Source organism: Pseudomonas sp. FG13, from assembly GCF_057809755.1.
This window is the reverse complement of record NZ_JBMDKO010000019.1, coordinates 69,024-85,170: the sequence shown is the minus strand read 5'-3', so window position 1 is coordinate 85,170 and position 16,147 is coordinate 69,024. Positions and strand designations below refer to the sequence as shown.

Sequence of the window (16,147 nt, the reverse complement as noted above, 5' to 3'; positions counted from 1 at the left end):
AGTCCAGAAGCAGCGATACTTTAGGGCTGAAGATCAGAGATCGTCTTTATCGAAACGGCGAGCTTCACGCTGCAACTGATAAACGAAACGCTCGACCTGCCGCTGCACCAGGCCACTGATATTGTGGAAGCGCACGCCGGCGAAAGTGGTGTTGATGCGCTCTTCGAAATGCAGGTAGCGCAGCTCGACCGGCGCCGTCATATTGCCAAAGGGCAGGGCGGCGATGAAGCGCTCATACACCTGGCCCAATTGCAGGCGCTCGGTGATGTCGCCATCGAAGCGCAGCTTGCAGCCGGTGGCGGAGATATCCAGCAGTTTGCCGTTCACCGGTGACTTGAGCTTGTCGCCGCCCAGTTCGATGTTCACCAGTTGCGCCAGTTTCAGGGCGGCGCGGAAGGCGTTGCGACGTTGGTGATAAACCACTTCGTCGGGCAAGGCGCCGCGATAGCAGCGGCCATCGTTGGACTCATTGATCGTCAGCGGGCCATTGCCTTCCCATGCGATGCGCACGCCATCATGGAAACCCTCGACCCGAAACGGCTCGCCCGCGAGCAGGAAGCGTTCTCCGTCGCGAGGGATCATTTCATCCAGGGCAATGGTGTTCTTCTCGCGGTCGACGTCGACCAGGTAGCTCTGGAAGCGTTGGGTGCGTTCATGAAAGGTAATGATCAGTGGATCGTGACTATCTTGCAGCATCCGCAAGTTGCCGGAGATTTCCAGGGGCGTGGTAAGGACCTTAGGCGGTTGCGGAGCATCATCCGCGTTTGAGGCGTTGAACACGGTGGGTCAATCTCCAGGCAAAATACGACTACGAATGGCTGGCATTTTGCCAGCATCTATCGCGGGTTGATAGAGCGCATGCATGGTTCGTTTCATGCCTGGCTGAGCGGGCGATGCTTGACCATTTTGGCGGTCGAGCCGCGAGCATCGTAAAGCGTCGGGATTTCACCGCCATTGAGGATGCGCAACTGGTTGGCGGTAGCGGCCTGCTGGAGTTGGATCGATTGGCCATTGCGGGCGTTGGCGGCCTGGCACTGGGCGAGCAGCTCATTGAGCACTGCACTTTGGGAGAGCAACTGATCGCCGATCGTCGACTGGCTCGCCAGTTGCTCGAGGCCATCGTTGTTCGCGGGCAGGTTAAGGCTGGCGAGAATCTCGCTACGTTTACGGCCATGCTGATCGAGCAAAATGATCAATGCCTGTTTCTGTGCCAGGATATTTTCCAGCAAGGGCATGTCGCGACCGTGCAGCGCCAGGGATTCGGTCTGCAGGAGTTCCAGCAATTGTTGCGCTGGAACAAAATCGTCGATGATCAGTTGCAATAAATGAGTGTCGTGCATGGCTGGCCTTGGGTCTTAGCGTCCAAAAGCCTGCGCAGGCGGCGGCCTAGCGCTGGGCTTCGAAGTTGAGCAGTTTGCTGGCTACACGGTTGCTGTCGACTTTATAGCTGCCATCGGCGATGGCTGCTTTCAACTCGGCCACGCGGGCGTTGTTGACGACAGGTTGATCGCGCAGCTTGTCAGTGACCTTCTGCAACTGTTGAGCCTCATCACTGAGGTGTACCGATTCCCCATTCTTGACGACTGTCGCTTGCTCGGCCGGCGAGGATTTTTCGGTTTCCTTGCTGGCGCTGGGGCGCGTGGTGCCCGTCAATGGTGAAGAGCTGTTTAAACGGTTGAAATCGATGACCATGGTAAAAAACCTCTGGGTATTTGGACGCTTGCCATGTTTTCGGCCATCCCCAAAAAAACTTTAGGCTCATTTGTTCAATGAGCGTGCGCACGTCTGCGCTTGCCTTGCGTAAGGCACAGTCTAGGGAACAGCAGGGTCAAGCGCCAGCTTTCTACCCATTTCCACCGATCGCTACATAGCCACTTCCACCTGGCCTGGGGCTATCACCTGCGCCTTGATGACGCGCTGGGAATTGAGGTTTTTCACCCGAATCTGTTCATTCATGCCGCCATTGGACAGGGCTTCACCAGGCATTCGTACGGCCAGGGTGCCGCTGCGGGCGGTGATCACTACCTGGTCACCTTTACGAACGACTTCGGCCTGCTCCAGATGCACGAGGGTCACGATCTGATCGGCTACCATTGGTCGGACAAGTTTCTGTCCAATGGCCTGATCGACGGAGGTCAGGAAGCCCTGGGTTATCTGGCTGACGTCCCGTTCACGCAGCGTCACGTCCTGAGGTTCAACGATTCCGGCCCGTTTCAATGGTCGGGTGGTGGTGACGATTTCGCGGAACAGGCGCACCTGGGCCGGCACGAATACCGTCCAGGGCGCCGCGCTGTCGCAACGGACCTTTACTGTTACACGTCCCAGGGGCCTGGCGGGGCTTTCCAGGGAGGCAGTCAATTCCTTGTCGCACATCGGCATGCGCAGGCGCGGGTCGATCTGGTTGACTTCGATTTCGTAGCGACCTTCGGTTTGACTGGAAGCCAGATAGTCTTCTACGGTGAATTCAAGAAAGCCCTGAGTGACGCCGATAAGGAGATCAGGCAAGGTAACCGGAGCATCGGCAAGGGCACGTCCCCCCGAGGCGAACAGGCAGGCAGCCAACAGCACACCGAGCCAGAGGCGGCAATGAGTGGTCAGGCGTCGAGAAAATGTCGTTTGTGCGTTCATGCCGGTTGAATAGCAAGCCCCGTGCCGTTTAGTGATGAATGCGCGTCGGACACATTAGCGTTAGGTAGGAGTCAGGGCATGGCGGGAGTGATGGATTCGGTAAACCAGCGCACGCAGCTGGTCGGTCAGAATCGCCTGGAGCTGTTGTTGTTCCGTCTCGATGGCCAGCAGTTATATGGGATCAACGTATTCAAGGTCCGCGAGGTGCTGCAATGCCCCAAGCTGACCTTGATGCCCAAGTCCAGTCCCGTCGTGTGCGGTGTGGCGAACATTCGGGGAGCGACCATTCCGATTCTCGATCTGGCGATGGCCACCGGTTCCGGTCGGCTGCTGGATCAGAGCAGTCCGTTTGTGATCATCACCGAGTACAACACCAAGACCCAGGGATTCCTGGTGCGCTCGGTGGAGCGCATCGTCAACATGAACTGGGAGGAGATCCATCCACCGCCCAAGGGGACCGGCCGCGATCACTACCTGACGGCGGTGACCCGGGTTGATGGCCAGTTGGTGGAAATCATCGACGTGGAGAAAATCCTCGCCGAAGTGGCGCCGACCACGGAAACCATCTCCCACGGTGTGGTGGATGCCGAAACCCAGCACAAGGCGGTTTCGCTGCGGGTGCTGACGGTGGACGATTCGTCGGTGGCGCGTAAGCAGGTGACCCGTTGCCTGCAGACGATCGGCGTCGAAGTGATTGCATTGAACGATGGGCGGCAGGCGCTGGATTACCTGCGCAAGTTGGTCGACGAGGGCAAGAAGCCGGAAGAAGAGTTCCTGATGATGATCTCCGACATCGAGATGCCGGAGATGGACGGGTACACCCTGACATCGGAAATCCGCAGTGATCCGCGTATGCAAAAGCTGCACATCATCCTGCATACGTCCCTGTCGGGTGTCTTCAACCAAGCGATGGTCAAGAAAGTCGGTGCCGATGATTTTCTCGCCAAGTTCCGCCCTGACGACCTGGCTTCCCGGGTAGTCGATCGGATCAAGACAGCGGAATAAAGGTCGGGCGCGTTGTGCGCCCGGCAAATCAACACAATGAAAGAGGCGGTAACTTGTCTACGGGTAATTTGGATTTCGAACAGTTCCGGGTCTTCCTGGAAAAAGCCTGTGGCATATTGCTTGGTGAAAACAAGCAATATCTGGTGTCGAGCCGTCTCAACAAATTGATGGAGCAGCAGGGCCTCAAATCGTTGGGCGAACTGGTGCAGCGTATCCAGACCCAGCCGCGCAGCGGTTTGCGCGAAATGGTGGTGGACGCCATGACCACCAATGAAACCCTGTGGTTTCGTGATACCTATCCGTTCGAAGTCTTGAAGAACAAAGTGCTGCCGGCGGCCATCAAGGCCAGCCCGGGCCAGCGCCTGCGGGTCTGGTCGGCCGCCTGTTCGTCGGGTCAGGAACCGTATTCGCTGTCGATGTCCATCGACGAGTTCGAGCGGACCAATATCGGCCAGTTGAAGGGGGGCGTGCAGATCGTCGCCACGGACCTGTCCGGAACCATGCTCAACAACTGCAAGACCGGTGAGTACGACAGCCTGGCTATCGGCCGCGGCCTGTCGCCCGATCGCCTGCAACGCTACTTCGATCCGAAAGGGCCGGGGCGCTGGGTGGTCAAGGCACCGATCAAGAGCCGGGTGGAGTTCCGCTCGTTCAACCTGCTGGACAGCTACGCCAGCCTGGGCAAGTTCGACATCGTGTTCTGCCGCAACGTGCTGATCTACTTCTCCGCCGAAGTGAAGAAGGACATCCTGTTGCGCATCCACGGCACTCTGAAGCCCGGCGGCTACCTGTTCCTAGGCGCCTCTGAAGCACTGAACGGCTTGCCGGATCATTACCAGATGATCCAGTGCAGTCCGGGGATCATCTACCAGGCGAAGTGATGCAGTCGGGTCGTCAAAAAGCGGGAGCCCCTACAGGCTCCCGTTTTTTTTTGCCTGCTGATTAGTGCTTCGCTCACTCTGTGGAGCGAGCTTCTGTGGGAGCCGAGCTTGCTCGCGATGCAGGCAACACGGTTTCAACTCCCGTCCGCGTCATCGTTCATCGCGAGCAAGCTCGGCTCCCACCAAAGCTCGGTCCCACTGTAATTGCCAGTGTCACTCAAAAAGCGGCAGAAAAGCGGCAGCCGGCGGAAAACGGTTGCCGCTTTTCTGGCATTGCCGCCTTGCCGATGCCCGCAAAGCCCCGGTTTATGGGGTTTTGGGAAGTGGCACGACGCTTGCTAGGTCCATGTACGTACATTCTGGTCACCCAAAGGTTTCCGACATGAGCATCAGCTTCGATAAAGCGCTCGGTATCCACGAACAGGCCCTGAGCTTCCGCGCCCAGCGTGCCGAAGTTCTGGCCAACAACATCGCCAACGCCGACACCCCGAACTACAAGGCTCGGGATCTGGACTTCTCCAAAGTGCTCGCCGAGCAGAATGAGAAAACCAAGAACGGCTCCTTCGCCCTGAACATGACCAACAGCCGTCATATCGAGGCCGAAGGCTTGGGCAACGGCGACGAGTCGCTGATGTATCGCACGCCGATGCAGCCTTCGATCGACCAGAACACCGTGGACGCTCAACTGGAACAGTCCAACTACGCGGAGAACTCCGTGAACTTCCAGGCCAGCTTCACCCTGCTCAACAGCAAATTCAAAGGGCTGATCTCGGCCCTGCGCGGAGAGTAAGTCATGTCGATTGCGAGCGTATTCAACATCGCCGGCAGTGCCATGAGTGCCCAGACCACTCGCCTGAACACTGTCGCCAGTAACATCGCCAACGCCGAGACCGTTTCGTCGAGCATCGACCAGACCTACCGCGCCCGTCACCCGGTGTTCGCCACCATGTTTCAAGGTGGCCAGTCGAATGGCAGCGGCTCGCTGTTCCAGGAGCAGGACGCGGCCGGGCAGGGCGTGCAGGTAATGGGCGTGGTCGAAGACCAGAGCAACCTCGAAGCGCGCTATGAGCCGAACCATCCGGCTGCCGACGCCAAGGGCTATGTCTATTACCCGAACGTCAACGTCGTCGAAGAAATGGCCGACATGATTTCCGCCAGTCGTTCGTTCCAGACCAACGCCGAAATGATGAACACCGCCAAAACCATGATGCAGAAGGTCCTGACCCTGGGTCAGTGATAAGGGGCGAGTCACATGAGCGTTACCAACACCACCAGCGGTTTGAGCCTCAACGAGATTCTGGCCAACTCCTCGGTCAAGACCAACACCACCACCGACGGCCTGGGCTCGCTGACAGGTGCGGCGACCGGCAAGAAGGAGCTGGGCAAGGATGCGTTCCTGCAACTGCTCGTCACCCAGCTGAAAAACCAGGACCCGTTGTCGCCGCAGGACAACGGTGAGTTCGTTGCCCAGCTGGCCCAGTTCAGTAGCCTGGAAGGCATCACCACCCTCAACGATACCGTGAGCGGGTTGGCCAGCAACTACAACTCGTCCCAGGCCTTGCAGGCCTCGTCGCTGGTGGGGCGTTCAGTCATTGCCCCTGGCGACAAGGCGGTGGTCGACACCTCCAAGAGCCTCAACGGCACGGTGGTGGTGCCCTCGGCGGTATCGTCCGTCGCGGTCAAGATCGTGGACAAGGATGGCAAGACGGTTCGCACCATCGACTTGGGCAGCCAGAAGGCCGGTAACTCCGCCTTTATCTGGGATGGCAAGAACGATGCGGGCACGACGGTCGAAGCGGGTACTTACAGCTTCGTAGCCTCGACCACCATCGACGGCCAGGCCACGTCGCTGATCACCAACCTGCCGGCGACCGTCAGCAGCGTGACGATCAGCCAGACAGGGGGAGAGCTGATGCTCAACCTCGCCGGGCTGGGCAGCATCGCCCTGTCCAAAGTACAAACTATTGGTATGTAGAGCCGACTAACCCGGCAAAGGAGTGGAATATGTCTTTCAACATCGGCCTTAGCGGTCTCTATGCTGCCAACAAACAGCTGGACGTCACCGGTAACAACATCGCCAACGTGGCAACCACCGGCTTCAAATCGTCCCGCGCGGAATTCGAAGACGTCTACTCGGCCACCAAGCTGGGTTCGGGCAGCAAAACCGTGGGTAACGGCGTGCGCCTGTCCAACGTTTCCCAGCAGTTTGGCCAGGGCGACGTCAACAACACCGGCAACGTGCTGGACATGGGTATCCAGGGCCAGGGCTTCTTCGTCCTGAGCAACGACGGTTCCCTGAGCTACACCCGTGCCGGTACGTTCAAGACCGACAAGGAAGGCTATATCACCAACAGTGACGGCACTTCGAGGCTGCAGGGCTATGGCGTGGATGCGAACGGCAAGATCCAGAACGGGATCCTGACCGACCTGCGTATCGACACCTCCAACCTGCCACCGAGCGCTACCAGCCTGGTTTCGTCGACCATCAACCTGAACTCCACGGCCACTGCTATTACCGCTGCGTTCAATCCGACCGATACTTCGACCTTTACCAAGCAGTTCACTACGCCGGTCTACGACACCCAGGGTAACCAGCACTCCATGGACCAGTACATGGTCAAGACGGCTGGCAATACCTGGAACGTTTATACCTTGATCGATGGTCGTAACCTGGACGGTAGCTTGCCGACCACGACCGGTGCGACCGCGCCGATTCCTTCGACCATGACCTTCGATTCGAGCGGCAAACTGACCCAGGTCAGCACTCCGCCAGTGCCACCTGCCACTGTGCCGACTATCAACAGCGATCTGGTCTTGACTGGCTGGGTGCCTGGCACAGTGACCAACGGCGTATGGGCCGCCAACGGTGCCGCGAGTGCGCCAACCATCACGATCTCCATGGGCAACACCACCCAGTTCAACGCCGACACCGCGCGTTCGATCCCGACCCAGAACGGTTACGCCACCGGCCAGATCACTAACCTGACCATCGATGGTTCTGGTGTACTGCTGGCCAACTTCAGCAACAACCAGACCAAGCCGATCGGTCAGCTCGCCCTCGCCAGCTTCACCAACGAGCAAGGCCTGCAGCCGGTAGGCGGCACCAGCTGGAAGGAAACCTTCTCGTCGGGTATCCCGGGCTACGATGCTCCAACCACCGGTACCTTGGGTTCCATCGTTTCCAACGCCTTGGAAGAGTCCAACGTCAACCTGACCAACGAACTGGTCGAGCTGATCAAGGCCCAGAGCAACTACCAGGCAAACGCCAAGACCATCTCCACCCAGAGCACGATCATGCAGACCATCATTCAGATGGCCTGATTCTCGATGGTTGCTTGAAAGGTTACACAAGGAGCCCCTCGCAAGAGGGGCTTCTTTTTGGGCGGGTGTTTTGTGCTGCCTGGACTGGCCTCATCGCGAGCAGGCTCGCTCCCACAGGGGAACGCATTCCAATGTGGGAGCGAGCCTGCTCGCGATGAGGTCAGCCCGGCCACCACTTTCCTCCAGGCAAAAGAAAACCCCCGATAAACCAGCGGTCTATCGGGGGCTTTCTTTAAAGGTAGGCGCCTTGCAGCGCCCACCCGCTCAGCTTATTGGCAAGCTTCGCAATCCGGTTCGTCGATCGCGCAGGCCTTTGGCACTGGCGCCGGGCCTGCTGGAGCAGCCAGGACCGAATCGTCACCGTGGTTGCCGCCGCTGGAAACAGCGTTCAGCTTGCCGGTGTTGATGGTCGACTTCTCGGTGCTGGTGGCGGCCAGGGCACGGAGGTAGTAAGTGGTTTTCAGGCCACGGTACCAGGCCATGCGGTAGGTCACGTCCAGCTTCTTGCCCGAGGCGCCGGCGATGTACAGGTTCAGCGATTGAGCCTGGTCGATCCACTTCTGGCGACGGCTGGCTGCGTCGACGATCCAACGGGTGTCCACTTCGAACGCGGTCGCGTAGAGCTCCTTGAGCTCCTGCGGAATGCGCTCGATCTGCTGTACCGAACCGTCGTAGTACTTCAGGTCGTTGATCATGACCGAGTCCCACAGGCCGCGGGCCTTGAGGTCGCGGACCAGGTACGGGTTGATCACGGTGAACTCGCCCGACAGGTTCGATTTCACGTACAGGTTCTGGTAGGTCGGTTCGATCGACTGCGACACGCCGGTGATGTTGGCGATGGTGGCGGTCGGTGCGATGGCCATGATGTTGGAGTTACGGATGCCTTTCTGTACACGGGCGCGAACCGGTGCCCAGTCCAGGGACTCGGTCAGGTCGACGTCGATGTACTTCTCGCCACGGGACGCGATCAGGATCTGTTGCGAGTCCAGCGGCAGGATGCCCTTGGACCACAGCGAGCCCTGGAACGTCTCATAGGCGCCACGCTCGTCGGCCAGGTCGCAGGAAGCCTGGATCGCGTAGTAGCTGACCGCTTCCATGGACTTGTCGGCGAACTCGATGGCCGCGTCCGAACCGTACGGGATGTGCTGCAGGTACAGCGCGTCCTGGAAGCCCATGATGCCGAGGCCGACCGGACGGTGCTTGAAGTTGGAGTTCTTCGCCTGCGGCACCGAGTAGTAGTTGATGTCGATCACGTTGTCGAGCATGCGCACGGCGGTGTTCACGGTGCGTTGCAGCTTGGCGGTGTCCAGCTTGCCGTCGACGATGTGGTTCGGCAGGTTGATCGAGCCCAGGTTGCAGACGGCGATCTCGTCCTTGTTGGTGTTCAGGGTGATCTCGGTGCACAGGTTCGAGCTGTGGACCACGCCTACGTGCTGCTGCGGGCTGCGCAGGTTGCACGGGTCCTTGAAGGTCAGCCATGGGTGGCCGGTCTCGAACAGCATCGACAGCATCTTGCGCCACAGGTCTTTGGCCTGGACGACCTTGAACAGCTTGATCTTGTTGTACTCGGTCAGGGCTTCGTAGTACTCGTAGCGCTCTTCGAAGGCCTTGCCGGTCAGGTCATGCAGGTCCGGTACTTCGGATGGCGAGAACAGGGTCCACTTGCCGTCGTCGAAGACACGCTTCATGAACAGGTCGGGGATCCAGTTGGCGGTGTTCATGTCGTGGGTACGACGACGATCGTCACCGGTGTTCTTGCGCAGCTCGATGAACTCTTCAATGTCCATGTGCCAGGTTTCCAGGTAGGCACAGACCGCGCCCTTGCGCTTGCCACCCTGGTTGACCGCGACAGCGGTGTCGTTGACGACTTTGAGGAACGGTACGACGCCCTGGGATTTACCGTTGGTGCCCTTGATGTACGAGCCCAGCGCACGAACCGGCGTCCAGTCGTTGCCCAGGCCACCGGCGAATTTCGACAGCATGGCGTTGTCGTGGATCGCGCCGTAGATGCCCGACAGGTCGTCCGGCACGGTGGTCAGGTAGCAGCTCGACAACTGTGGACGCAGGGTGCCGGCGTTGAACAGGGTCGGGGTCGATGCCATGTAGTCGAAGGACGACAGCAGGTTGTAGAACTCGATGGCACGCTCTTCTTTCTGCTTCTCTTCGATGGCCAGGCCCATGGCCACACGCATGAAAAAGATCTGCGGCAGTTCGAAGCGGATACCGTCCTTGTGGATGAAGTAACGGTCGTACAGGGTTTGCAGGCCCAGGTACGTGAACTGCTGGTCGCGCTCGTGGTTGATCGCCTTGCCGAGTTTTTCCAGGTCGAAAGAGGCCAGGACCGGGTTCAGCAATTCGAATTCGATACCCTTGGCTACATAGGCCGGCAGGGCCTTGGCGTACAGGTCGGCCATTTCGTGGTGGGTCGCGCTCTCGGCGACTTCCAGGAAGCCCAGGCCTTCGGCGCGCAGGGTGTCCATCAGCAGACGGGCGGTCACGAAGGAGTAGTTCGGCTCGCGTTCCACCAGGGTCCGCGCAGTCATCACCAGAGCGGTGTTGACGTCCTTGAGCGCGACGCCGTCATAGAGGTTCTTCAGGGTTTCGCGCTGGATCAGGTCGCCATCGACTTCTTCCAGACCTTCGCAGGCCTCGGTGACGATGGTGTTCAGGCGGCCCATGTCCAGCGGCGCCAGGCTGCCATCGGCGCGAGCGATGCGGATCGACGGGTGGGCCTGGACCGGTGCGTCGGCCGGGTTGCGGGTGGCGCGTTCCTTGGCACGGGAGTCGCGGTAGATCACGTAGTCACGCGCTACCTTTTGCTCGCCGGCACGCATCAGGGCCAGTTCGACCTGGTCCTGGATTTCTTCGATGTGGATGGTACCGCCCGACGGCATGCGACGCTTGAAGGTCGCGGTGACCTGTTCGGTCAGGCGGGCCACGGTGTCGTGGATGCGCGACGAAGCGGCAGCGGTGCCACCTTCAACTGCGAGAAATGCTTTGGTGATGGCGACGGTGATCTTGTCATCGGTGTAAGGAACGACAGTGCCGTTACGCTTGATCACACGCAGTTGGCCAGGCGCGGTGGCAGCCAGATCCGGAGTCGAATCAGCGGCCAGCGGCGCGGTGCCCTGCGGGTTCTCGCGAGTTGTGTCGGTGTGCATGGGTGTCTCCACGTTCTCTATGTTTGTTTGGGCACCATCACGGTGCCCACCGTTCCGTCCTGAAGCACTACAACCGACTGGCGCCGGGTATAACAACTTCGGGACAGTAGGAAGCAGCCCTGTGGGGCTGCGTCCATCCGAAGTTCATGGGTTGCGAGCCTGGGCTCGAAACCGGGGTTGCAGGGGTGGCAGCAATGGACTGCAACACCCGTACCGTTTCGGTCGTTTTCGACCTTTGAAACAGTGGCCATCCGCAGGGGCGGTCTGGTCTTGGGAAAACACGATGTTTCAAGTGGAGAGAGGCACGAAAAGCGCTTGAATTCTCTGTCCGACTTGTGTTTGGTTTTTGGCTTCAACCCCTACATGTAGGGTTTTTTTTGCAGCGGGCTACAAGATAATGCGTTTTGGGGGATGAATGCAACGTACTGCCTGTGGATAAACCTGTGCGTAATTTGTGTGCGAAACAGGGAACTGCGCTGTAGGCCGCGACCCTGCTGGAGTGGGCCTTTTTTCATCGTTTTCGAGGCGCTGAAAACAGCCTGCCGGTTTTTGCGGGCGCGGACGTTACCACACAAATCCCGCTCGACCGAACGCATTTGTCCGCTTGTTTTCTCCCAAGGCGCCGTTTATACAATCGGCCCGTGCGTCGGACAGGGTTATCCTCCTTTGACATGACAAAAGAGCGAGGGGGCGAGCTCGAATATCCTTGTGGCGAGGGGATTTATCCCCGTTGGGCTGCAAAGCAGCCCCAAATCAGTCGCTTAGCTGTGTCAGGCAGAACACAGGAGTCGCTTCGCGACCCAACGGGGATAAATCCCCTCGCCACAAGGGATGAGCATTTGTCCTTTTATATTCACAGCAGACGAGGTCCCCCGTGGAACAAGAAGCCTGGCATATATTGATCGTCGAGGATGACCAGCGTCTGGCCGAGCTGACCCGTGACTACCTGGAAAGCAACGGGCTGCGTGTCGCCATCGAAGGCGACGGCGCGGTGGCGGCGCAGCGGATCGTCGCCGAGCAGCCGGACCTGGTGATCCTCGACCTGATGCTGCCCGGCGAAGACGGCCTGAGCATCTGTCGCAAGGTCCGCACGCAGTACGACGGGCCGATCCTGATGCTCACGGCCCGCACCGACGACGCCGACCAGATCCAGGGCCTGGACCTGGGCGCCGACGATTATGTCTGCAAGCCGGTTCGCCCGCGTTTGTTGTTGGCGCGTATCCAGGCCCTGCTGCGGCGTAGCGAGCCGGAGCCGTCCTCCCCGCAGAAATCGCGGCGCCTGCAATTCGGCCCCTTGGTGGTGGACGACGCTCTGCGCGAGGCCTGGTTGCAGGGCAACGGCATCGAACTGACCAGCGCCGAGTTCGACCTGCTGTGGCTGCTGGTGTCCAATGCCGGGCGCATCCTGTCCCGGGAGGAAATCTTCACCGCCCTGCGTGGTATCGGGTATGACGGCCAGGATCGCTCCATCGACGTAAGGATCTCGCGCATCCGGCCCAAGATCGGCGATGACCCGGAGCATCCACGGCTGATCAAGACCATCCGCAGCAAAGGTTACCTGTTCGTGCCTGAAGCTTGTGTAGACCCGGCACCGTGAATTCGATCTTTCTGCGCATCTATGGCGGCATGTGTGCGGCGCTGGTGCTGGTGGCGGTGCTGGGAGTGCTGGCCCTGCACTTGCTCAACCAGACCCGTAGCGAGCAATACCGCGAGCGCCTGGCCCATGGTACGTTTTCCCTGATGGCCGAAAACCTGCGGCCGATGAACGACACCGAGCGTCACCGGGCGCTGCTGTTATGGGAGCGGCTGCTGGGGATCCCCCTGGCGTTGCAGACCTTCGCCCAGACCGACCTGGACCTGAGGCAGCGCACCCGCGTGCTGCGTGGCCAGGCGCTGGTCGAACAGACCGGGCCCCATGCGGCGAAGGTCTATCGACTGGTCAGCGATGGCGAGCAATTGATGTTGGTGGGGGAAGTCCAGCAGATCAGCGAGCAACTGGCCCGGGCAACTATCTATCTGCTGGCCGACGAACTGGTGCGCTACCCGGTGGGCGAGCAACCCCGGCGACTCGCCCAGCTCATGGAAGAAAAAGGTTTCGGCTTCGATCTGCGGTTGATGACCGCCGAGCAGGCGGACATGGACGAAGACCAGCGCCGTCGTGTGTCCGAGGGCGATACGGTGATGGCCTTGGGCAAGGGGGGCGATTCGATCCGAGTGTTCGCCGGCATGGTGGGCACGCCGTGGGTATTGGAAATCGGCCCGCTGTACCAGATGAATCCTTACCCGCCCGAATGGCTGGTGCTGATCGCCGCGTTGGGCTTGAGCCTGATCGGGTTGATCGTCTACCTGTTGGTGCGTCAGTTGGAACGGCGCCTGAGTGGCCTGGAGGCCGCCGCCACCCAGATTGCCCAGGGCAGTCTGGAAACCCGCGTGCCAGCTCGTGGTGCCGACTCGGTCGGTCGGTTGGCCGCCGCGTTCAACGGCATGGCCGAGCACCTGCAACAACTGTTGGCGATCCAGCGTGAGTTGGTACGGGCGGTTTCCCACGAACTGCGTACCCCGGTGGCGCGCCTGCGTTTCGGCCTGGAAATGCTCGGCAGCGCTGCCACCCCCCAGGCCCGGGAAAAATACCTGGCGGGCATGGACCATGACATCGAAGACCTGGATCGGTTGGTGGACGAGATGCTGACCTATGCGCGACTGGAGCAAGGCTCACCGGCGCTGAACTTCCAGCGGGTGGATCTGGATGCGCTGGTCAACCAGGTAATCGAGGAACTCGGCCCGTTGCGGGCCGGGGTCACGGTCGAGCGCGGGCTGTGCCTGTCTGCCGTCGATTGTGACGGCGCCTGGGTCGAGGCCGAGCCACGCTTCCTGCATCGCGCCTTGCAGAACCTGGTGGGCAACGCCATGCGCCATGCCAAGTCCCGGGTGACCGTCAGCTATCAGGTGGGCCAACTGCGTTGCCGGGTGGACGTCGAGGATGACGGGCCCGGTGTGCCGGAGGCGGCCTGGGAGCGGGTGTTCAAGCCCTTCCTGCGCCTGGACGACAGCCGTGCCCGGGCTTCGGGCGGTCATGGGTTGGGGCTGTCGATCGTGCGACGGATCATTTACTGGCATGGCGGCCGGGCGTTGATCGCCAAGAGCAAGAGTCTGGGTGGGGCATGTTTCAGCTTGAGCTGGCCGAGGCATCAGGACAGAGGTTGAAGGATATAGCGACTGGATTGTCCTCATCGCGAGCAGGCTCGCTCCCACATGGGAACGCATACCCCCTGTGGGAGCGAGCCTGCTCGCGATGGCGCCGTCAAAAGCGACAGGAAAGCTTCAGGCCTTGACGCCCACCAGACTCAACAACTGCCCATCCTTCACCCCAAACCGCGCCTGCAACTCACTGCCATGGCGCCATTCGGCCGACAGGTCCGTCAGCAAGCGCAATCGCACCTGCCCGTCGCGGGTCCATTCCAGCATCTCGGCATGTTCGAAATAGAAGCGCTGCCCGACGATCGGGTACAACGCCTTGAACAGGCTTTCCTTCACCGAAAAGGTCAACGTCACCAGCAAGGCCCGGTCATCTCGCCGGGTGGTGGCCATGCGTTGCAGTTCCGGTGGGGTCAGGATTTCACTCGCCAGCCGCTCGGCGCGCTCCGGGTCGAGCAGGTTCTCCAGATCCATGCCGAGCCCTTGCCAGTGGTCCTTGCTGGCGACGATGGCCGCCGCCCGGCCGGTGCTATGGGTGATCGAGCCGCTGACATGGGCCGGCCAGATGGGAGCACGGTCTTCGCCGATCGCCGGTACGCAGTGCTGGCCGTTCAGCTGATGAAGGGCTGCCCGGGCACAGATCCGCCCGGCAAGGAATTCGGCCTGGCGCTTGGGCACCGAACGCTGGATGCTCGCGGGCGGCTCGATGGCACTGTTCGGAAAGTCGTCACCGATCAGCAACAGCGGATCGAAGCGGGTGCTCAGCAGGATTGTATCGGGCAGGGCGTCGGGCAACAGCCAATGTTCATCCAGGGGCGAGCAGCAGGCGGGCAGGGCAGGAAGTCGGTTCATGCCGGGCATTTTGCCGGGTTGGCTTGATGCTGGGTAGTGGGTGACGCCGGGGAGTTGTGAACACTGTTGTGGCGAGGGGATTTATCCCCGCTGGGCTGCGAAGCAGCCCCATCCCAGAACACTCGATCTGTCTGACATACCGAGTCAGCAGGTTTTGGGGCTGCTGCGCAGCCCAGCGGGGATGAATCCCCTCGCCACAGATAGCTTCAGTGATCAACCAAAGATCTTCTTGAAGAACTTCTGCATATCCGCCCACGACTGCTCATCGGCCGCCTTGTTGTAGCCGATGTCCGGTCCGCCATGTTCACCGTGGCTCAAGCGGTCGGCATCGGGGTTGCTGAAGCCGTGCTTGGCGCCTTTCAGGCTGACGAACTTGTAGTCGGCGCCGGCCTTGTCCATCTCGCTCTTGAACGCGCTGACGTTTTCTTCGGTGACCATGCTATCCAGCGCGCCGTGTTCGACCAGTACCTTCGCCTTGACGCTGCCGGGCGTGGCCGGGGTGTTGGTCACCAGGGCGCCGTGGAAGCTCACCACGCCGGCCAGCGGAACGCCCTGGCGAGCCGCATCCAGCACCACTTTGCCGCCGAAGCAGTAGCCGATGGCGGCGAGTTTGTCCGGATCGGTCTGGGGCTGTTTCTTCAACAGGTCGAGCCCGGCCTGGAATCGCGCGCTGGCGGCTTTGCTGTCCTTGAGCGCCGCTTGCATGAACGCCATGGCGTCCGTGGGGTGCTCGGTGTTCTTGCCATCGCCGTACATGTCGATGGCCATGGCGCTGTAGCCCAGGCCAGCGAGGTCGCGGGCACGGCGCTTGGCATAGTCGTTCAGCCCCCACCATTCATGCACCACCACCACGCCCGGGCGCGGCCCCTTGATCGCATCGTCGTAGGCGTAATAGCCGATCAGCTTCGTGCCGTCGGCACTGGTGTAGGGGATTTCCTGGGTCTGGACGGCGGCGTGGCCCGCGCCGCTCAAGGCCAGAAGTACAACTGCAAGCAACCTGCGCATGGGGAATCTCCTTGAAAGAATGGGTTCGCTCGAGACTGGACACTCTAGCCGATTCATTCAGCGCAGGTTCAGAGAACGTTCAAGGGGTGTTCAGGGACC

15 protein-coding genes are annotated in these 16,147 nt (G+C 60.4%); 8 read left to right on the top strand and 7 right to left on the bottom strand.

From position 1 onward, the window contains the following. Positions 1-33: 33 nt before the first annotated feature. The 4 genes from ACODTO_RS16780 to flgA form a co-directional block, all read right to left on the bottom strand. Entirely contained in the window at positions 34-780 is a 747-nt protein-coding gene (locus ACODTO_RS16780; protein WP_139647867.1) for a flagellar brake protein, read from the bottom strand. A 92-nt stretch (positions 781-872) separates the two neighbouring features. Then, a complete protein-coding gene (locus tag ACODTO_RS16775; protein WP_139647869.1) occupies positions 873-1,340 on the bottom strand; it encodes a flagella synthesis protein FlgN in 468 nt (155 codons plus the stop codon). A gap of 46 nt (positions 1,341-1,386) precedes the next feature. Then, entirely contained in the window at positions 1,387-1,692 is a 306-nt protein-coding gene (flgM, locus tag ACODTO_RS16770) for a flagellar biosynthesis anti-sigma factor FlgM (protein WP_139647871.1), read from the bottom strand. Positions 1,693-1,863: 171 nt separating this feature from the next. Beyond that, entirely contained in the window at positions 1,864-2,628 is a 765-nt protein-coding gene (gene flgA / locus ACODTO_RS16765) for a flagellar basal body P-ring formation chaperone FlgA (protein ID WP_041024270.1), read from the bottom strand. Positions 2,629-2,706: 78 nt separating this feature from the next. On the opposite strand from flgA, the gene ACODTO_RS16760 reads away from it, so the two are divergent. The 6 genes from ACODTO_RS16760 to flgE all read left to right on the top strand — a co-directional run bounded on the left by ACODTO_RS16760 (position 2,707) and on the right by flgE (position 7,835). Next, positions 2,707-3,633 (top strand): chemotaxis protein CheV, encoded by a 927-nt coding sequence (locus ACODTO_RS16760; RefSeq protein WP_139647873.1) that lies wholly within the window; start codon positions 2,707-2,709, stop codon positions 3,631-3,633. A 53-nt stretch (positions 3,634-3,686) separates the two neighbouring features. Next, positions 3,687-4,514 (top strand): protein-glutamate O-methyltransferase CheR, encoded by an 828-nt coding sequence (gene cheR, locus ACODTO_RS16755; RefSeq protein ID WP_489106744.1) that lies wholly within the window; start codon positions 3,687-3,689, stop codon positions 4,512-4,514. Positions 4,515-4,896: 382 nt separating this feature from the next. Further along, entirely contained in the window at positions 4,897-5,304 is a 408-nt protein-coding gene (flgB, locus tag ACODTO_RS16750; protein ID WP_024779770.1) for a flagellar basal body rod protein FlgB, read from the top strand. A 3-nt stretch (positions 5,305-5,307) separates the two neighbouring features. Beyond that, complete coding sequence (gene flgC / locus ACODTO_RS16745) at positions 5,308-5,751, top strand: flagellar basal body rod protein FlgC (RefSeq protein WP_139647875.1); 444 nt, start codon at positions 5,308-5,310, stop codon at positions 5,749-5,751. Positions 5,752-5,766: 15 nt separating this feature from the next. Next, complete coding sequence (gene flgD / locus ACODTO_RS16740; RefSeq protein ID WP_139647878.1) at positions 5,767-6,489, top strand: flagellar hook assembly protein FlgD; 723 nt, start codon at positions 5,767-5,769, stop codon at positions 6,487-6,489. 29 nt (positions 6,490-6,518) lie between these two features. Next, positions 6,519-7,835 (top strand): flagellar hook protein FlgE, encoded by a 1,317-nt coding sequence (flgE, locus tag ACODTO_RS16735; RefSeq protein WP_139647880.1) that lies wholly within the window; start codon positions 6,519-6,521, stop codon positions 7,833-7,835. Between the two features lie 269 nt (positions 7,836-8,104). Here flgE and ACODTO_RS16730 read toward each other — a convergent pair whose 3' ends face one another. Beyond that, the gene (locus ACODTO_RS16730; RefSeq protein WP_139647881.1) at positions 8,105-10,996 is read right to left on the bottom strand and encodes a ribonucleoside-diphosphate reductase subunit alpha; all 2,892 of its coding nucleotides are present in this window, start codon (positions 10,994-10,996) and stop codon (positions 8,105-8,107) included. An 874-nt stretch (positions 10,997-11,870) separates the two neighbouring features. Between ACODTO_RS16730 and ACODTO_RS16725 the strand changes: the two genes are divergently transcribed. Together ACODTO_RS16725 and ACODTO_RS16720 are read left to right on the top strand one after the other, a co-directional pair. Continuing rightward, positions 11,871-12,593 carry a response regulator gene (locus ACODTO_RS16725; RefSeq protein ID WP_464709526.1) on the top strand — a complete coding sequence of 241 codons (723 nt, stop codon included), beginning with the start codon at positions 11,871-11,873 and terminating at the stop codon, positions 12,591-12,593. Next, positions 12,590-14,200: an ATP-binding protein gene (locus tag ACODTO_RS16720; RefSeq protein WP_489106743.1), complete on the top strand. Its 1,611-nt coding sequence runs from the start codon at positions 12,590-12,592 to the stop codon at positions 14,198-14,200. Before ACODTO_RS16725 ends, ACODTO_RS16720 begins: the two co-directional genes overlap by 4 nt. Positions 14,201-14,317: 117 nt before the next feature. On the opposite strand, the gene ACODTO_RS16715 is transcribed toward ACODTO_RS16720, so the two are convergent. Next, positions 14,318-15,043, bottom strand: a complete 726-nt coding sequence (locus ACODTO_RS16715) for a 4'-phosphopantetheinyl transferase family protein (protein WP_218938877.1) — start codon at positions 15,041-15,043, stop codon at positions 14,318-14,320. Positions 15,044-15,256: 213 nt separating this feature from the next. After that, positions 15,257-16,048: a dienelactone hydrolase family protein gene (locus ACODTO_RS16710; RefSeq protein WP_139647888.1), complete on the bottom strand. Its 792-nt coding sequence runs from the start codon at positions 16,046-16,048 to the stop codon at positions 15,257-15,259. Positions 16,049-16,147 lie beyond the last annotated feature (99 nt).